This window comes from Nonomuraea terrae, from assembly GCF_004348995.1.
Classification (GTDB): Bacteria; Actinomycetota; Actinomycetes; order Streptosporangiales; family Streptosporangiaceae; genus Nonomuraea; species Nonomuraea terrae.
Genome location: NZ_SMKQ01000363.1, coordinates 1 through 4,724, shown reverse-complemented (window position 1 = coordinate 4,724; position 4,724 = coordinate 1). Strand labels below are relative to the sequence as shown.

Here is a 4,724-nt window from a genome sequence, read left to right as displayed (position 1 = left end):
GGGTCGGGGGGCGCGGCCCGGTCGCGTCCTCCGGGGCCTCCCTGCGCCTTCGGGTGCTGGACCTGGACTGGCGGTCCCTGGGCAGGCCGCTGCCGCCTGCCCCGGCGGTGGAGGAGGAGGACGCCACGACCACGGACCTGACGCTGGTCACCGACGCGCTCATCGAGGCGGCCCGCCTGTCCGGGGTTCCTGCCCAACCCAGCCCCTGGCTGGAGCCACTGCCGTCCCGCTTCGTCCTGGACCTTCCGGACACCCCGGGCTCCGCGGCTGATCCCGGGCCTGAGGTGCCGGCCAGGGCCGGCTCGGGTGCCCGATCCGGTACGGATGCGGAGGCGTTCGCCGAGGTCGGGCCGATTCCGTTCGGGGTCACCGACCGGCCGTGGGCGCAGGATCGGCGGGCGCTGGCGCTCGACGTGGCATACGGCGGCCACCTGCTCATCGCGGGGGCCGCGCGTACGGGCCGGTCGACGGCGCTGCGCACGATCGCCGGCTCCATCGCCGCGCACGCCTCGCCGGAGGACGTCCACCTGCACGCGATCGACTGCGGGTCGGGCGCGCTGCTGCCGCTGGTCGCGATGCCGCACTGCGGCGCGGTGGTGACGCGCGACCAGCTCGACCGGGTCGAGCGGCTGCTGACCCGGCTGCGTTCCGAGGTGGGCCGCCGTCAGCAGCTGCTGGCCGAGGCCGGGCACGCCTCCCTGGCCGAGTACCGGCAGGCCGGGCACCGCCTTCCGTGGCTGGTGTTCATGCTGGACCGGTGGGAGGGCTTCGTGGCCGCGTTCGAGGGCTACGACTACGGCCGGCTGATCGAGGCGGTGCTCCAGCTCCTGCGGGAGGGCCCGGCGGTGGGGCTCAGGGCGGTCGTGACGAGCGACCGGTCGGGCCTGATCGGGCAGATCTCCACGGTGTTCGAGGACCGCCTGCTCCTGCGCCTGCCGGACCCGGCCGACTACGGCCTGGCCGGGCTCCCGCTCAAGGGGCTCCCCGCGTCGATGCCTCCTGGGCGCGCGCTGTCGATGGGCGAGCACGGCATCGTGGAGCACCACATCGCCCTGCTCGCCTCCGACCCGGGCGGCCCCGCCCAGGTCGCCGCCCTCCAGTCCCTGGCCCGCACCGCCGCCGCCTCCGCCCCGCCCACAGCCCTCGAAGACACCGACAGGGGTACGGGCGGTGCAGCCACCGTGGGCGGCCTGAGCGGCGCAGCCGACGGCGTGGCCGGTGCCGGTGGCGCGCCGAGTGGCGGAGCGGGTCGGGATGGCGGGGACGGCCGGCAGGGGCAGGCGGCCGCCGCCGCGAGGAGCGTGTGGCGGTGGAAGGGGGAGCCGCCGCTGCGGGTGGACGCCCTTCCCGCGCGCATCACCGCCTCCCAGGCGCTGGCCCTGGATCCGACGTTCGCCCCGCCCTCGCCGTTGTGGGCGCTGGTCGGGGCGGGCGGCGACGCCCTCGGCCCGCTCGGGCTCGACCTGCTGGCCCACGGACCCGCCGCCGTGGTCGCGGGTCCGTCCCGCTCCGGACGTTCGTCGGTGCTGATGACGGCCGCCCGTTCGCTGATCTCCCGTGGCACGCCGGTCATCGCCGTCGCGCCCCGCCGCAGCCCGCTGCGGAGCCTGGAGGGCGCGCTAGCCGTCCTGGACGGCAACGCCACCGACCTGGCGGAGCTGGTGGCCGACCAGCGGCAGTACGTCGTCCTGGTGGACGACGCCGAGCTGGTCAACGCCGACGGCCCCCTCGGCACGGCGCTGGAGGAGGTCCTGCGTACGGGCAGGGACGGCGAGCACGGCCTGCTCATCGCCGGCACGACCGGGGACATGGCCGTGGCCTACCGGGGGTTCGTCGCGGAGGCCCGCAAGGCGCGTACCGGACTGCTGCTGGCCGTGCAGGGCCAGACCGACGGCGACCTGTTCTCGATCCGCCTGCCGCGCGGCACCGCCGGCGGCCCCCAGGGCCGCGGCTTCCTCGTCACCACCGGCACCATCACGCCCCTCCAGGCCGCACTTCCGGACGACGCCTGATGCGCCACCGCCCGCACCGCGGCCGCGGACAGGCCGGCCCGTTCGGCGATGAGGTGGACCTTCGACCGGTTCCTGCCGCGATCGACAGGGTTCGGAGCTGTCAGCTCCCCCTTTGCCGGCCCGCACGCTGACGGAGGACGTCGGATCGTTGTTGATCGACGTCATCGTGGTCTTCCGCGCGATGTAGCCGAGCCCGGCAATCACCGGGCTGAGCGTGTCCCGCTGTCGCTTGAGTCCCGATCACCCTGGCATGACCTGGTGAGGGCGGACACATTACACCGAGCAAAATAGGATTAAACGGACATATGGTGCGTATAACCCATTAGGGGAACTCCCCGCGCGTACTTTGCGAAGGCACGACACCGGCCGATGTCGGCACCGGCCGCCGCAAGCGCTTCGCCACAGGAGGTGATCACCCTGCTTCAGGGTGACTGACATGCTCTGGTCTTGGCAATCGATCCCGGCCCGCAGGACGGTGGCGACCGGCGCCGTCGCGGCGCTGGTGTGCGTCGTGGTCAGCATCATGTTCCTGCTTTTCGCCGGGAACAAGGAGGCCGACACCAGCCAGAACCGGGTCACCGACGCCTGGAACCGGGTCGTCCCCCTGATCCGGCAAGGTCCCCTCCCGCATGTCCTGCAGAAGGGCGAGGTAGAGGCGATCCAGGTCGTGGACGAGCACGGCCGCGTGGTCGCGGCGACCCGGAATCTCGCCGGCAAGCCGCCGATCGCCACTTTCCGCGCGACGAGGACGCAGGTGAGCACCGCGCGGACGTTGTGCCCGCCGATCGGGCTGCGGGGCTGTATGACCGTCGCGTCCTACAAGGTGTTCCAGCCGCAGGGGCCCTGGTTGCTCTACGTCGCGGTGCCGGTGGTCCCCTGGTACGGCCAGATCACGTCGCTCCTCCTGGCCGCCGGCGTGTCCGTCCTGGTGACCACGATGATGACCGCCTGGACGTACCGTGATCTCACCAAGGCCCTGGGCCCGGTGAACGCCATCCGGGCCGAACTCGCCGAGATCACCGCCACCGACCTCGTTCGCCGCGTCCCCGTCCCGGCGAAGTACGAGGAGATCAGATACCTGGCCGAGACCGTGAACGCCACCCTCGACCGCCTCGACGAGGCCTATACGCGGCAACGGCGCTTCACCGCCGACGCCTCCCACGATCTGCGCACCCCCATCACCGCCATACGGACCCAGCTGGAGGAGGCGCTCCTGCATCCCCACGACACCGACTGGCCCCGGATGGCCGAAGCGGTCCTCGCCGGGGTGGACCGTCTCCAACGGCTCGTGATCGACCTGCTGGCCCTGGCCCAGCTGGACGCGCGCAGCTCGCTGCATCGCGACCCCACCGACCTGCGCCGGCTGGTCGACACCGAGCTGGAACGCCGGACGCACCAGAAGCGGATCGTCAAGGAGATGCCGGAAAGCGTCTTCGTCAACTGTGACCGGCTGCGGATCGCTCGCCTGCTGGGCAATCTCCTTGACAACGCCGAGCGCCACGCCGCTTCGCAGATCATCGTCAGGGTCCGGGGCGACCGGTCCACGGCGACCTTGGAGGTCATCGACGACGGTGCCGGAATTGCCCCTGAGGACAGAAAGGTGGTCTTCGACCGCTTCACCCGGCTGGACGCCGCGTACGCGCGTGACGCGAACGGGAGCGGGCTGGGGCTGGCGATCGCACGGGAGATCGCCACGGCGCACGGGGGCAGCCTGACCATCGAGGACAGCGAACGAGGCGCACGCTTCGTCCTGCGCCTCCCCGCACGCGAGCCCCAGGTGTCGGTATGACAGGAGGCCATCGGTGCCTGTCCATGTCGTGGACAGGCACGCGGGCCTCGGATTCAGGCGGGGCAGGAGCGCCGACGGCTTGTCAGTCCTCGTCGGCGGGGAGGGTGAAGAAGCGGACGTAGAGGGGGCGGGCGTCCGGTGGGGCCTCGTCGGCCGGGTGGCCGTGTTTGAGGAGCAGGGCGATGTACTCCTCGTAGAAGCGGTCGAGCTCCTCCTTCGTCATGCGGGCCATCGCCCTGGAACCCCTCGCCCAGCCGGGGTCGGCCTTGAAGGCGGCCGGGAAGCGCTCGACGAGGGCGCGGTCCTCCTCGAAACCGACGCGGTGGAACTCCTCCAGCGTCTTCCGTTCCTCCGGCGGGAGCTCACCGGGGGTGGGCAGCCGGATGTCGCGCGGAATCCGGGCCCGCCGCCACCAGCGCTCGCGGCCTGACGAACGTTCGGGGATCTCCTCGATGAAGCCGTACTTCTCCAGCTGGCGCAGGTGGTAGCTGGTGGTGCCGGTCTTGGCGCCGAGCAGCTCGGCGAGAGTGGTGGAGGTGGCCGGGCCGTGCACGTTGAGGTGGGTGAGCATGCGGCGGCGCATGGGGTGAGCCAGGGCTTTCAGCCGCTCCGGGTCGTTGAGCAGGAGTGGCTCGTCGGCCTCGTCATCCTTCATGAGGAGCAGGCTAGTACCGCAGAACGATATCTGCAGACATCTCTTTGCCGAGACTTCTCTGCAGACTACTGTCGGCAATATGACCAGAATCTTCGCGGCCGTGGTCGCCGCACTCACCGCCCTCGTCTTAGCCGTCACGGCCCCGGCACTCCCCGCCCTCGCGCGCGGCTCGGGGCCGCCCTCCGCTGCGGCCCCGGCCGGGGTGCCCGCTGATCTCGTGGCGGACGACGTGAGCTTTCGCGGGGGCGGAGGGCTCGTGCTGCACGGC

The 4,724-nt window shown here is 72.0% G+C and carries 4 protein-coding genes; 3 read left to right on the top strand and 1 reads right to left on the bottom strand.

Features of this window, described 5'->3' with window-relative positions:
- Positions 1–2,012: FtsK/SpoIIIE domain-containing protein (locus tag E1286_RS46150; RefSeq protein ID WP_281282866.1), on the top strand; the 2,012-nt coding region annotated here is incomplete at its 5' end.
- A 436-nt stretch (positions 2,013–2,448) separates the two neighbouring features.
- Positions 2,449–3,801: a sensor histidine kinase gene (locus tag E1286_RS46145; protein ID WP_132623587.1), complete on the top strand. Its 1,353-nt coding sequence runs from the start codon at positions 2,449–2,451 to the stop codon at positions 3,799–3,801.
- 82 nt (positions 3,802–3,883) lie between these two features.
- Here E1286_RS46145 and E1286_RS46140 read toward each other — a convergent pair whose 3' ends face one another.
- Positions 3,884–4,456 (bottom strand): ArsR/SmtB family transcription factor, encoded by a 573-nt coding sequence (locus E1286_RS46140; RefSeq protein WP_132623585.1) that lies wholly within the window; start codon positions 4,454–4,456, stop codon positions 3,884–3,886.
- 79 nt (positions 4,457–4,535) lie between these two features.
- Between E1286_RS46140 and E1286_RS46135 the strand changes: the two genes are divergently transcribed.
- Positions 4,536–4,724, top strand: a 189-nt coding sequence (locus E1286_RS46135; RefSeq protein WP_223190947.1) for a hypothetical protein, incomplete at its 3' end; no start/stop codon positions are given.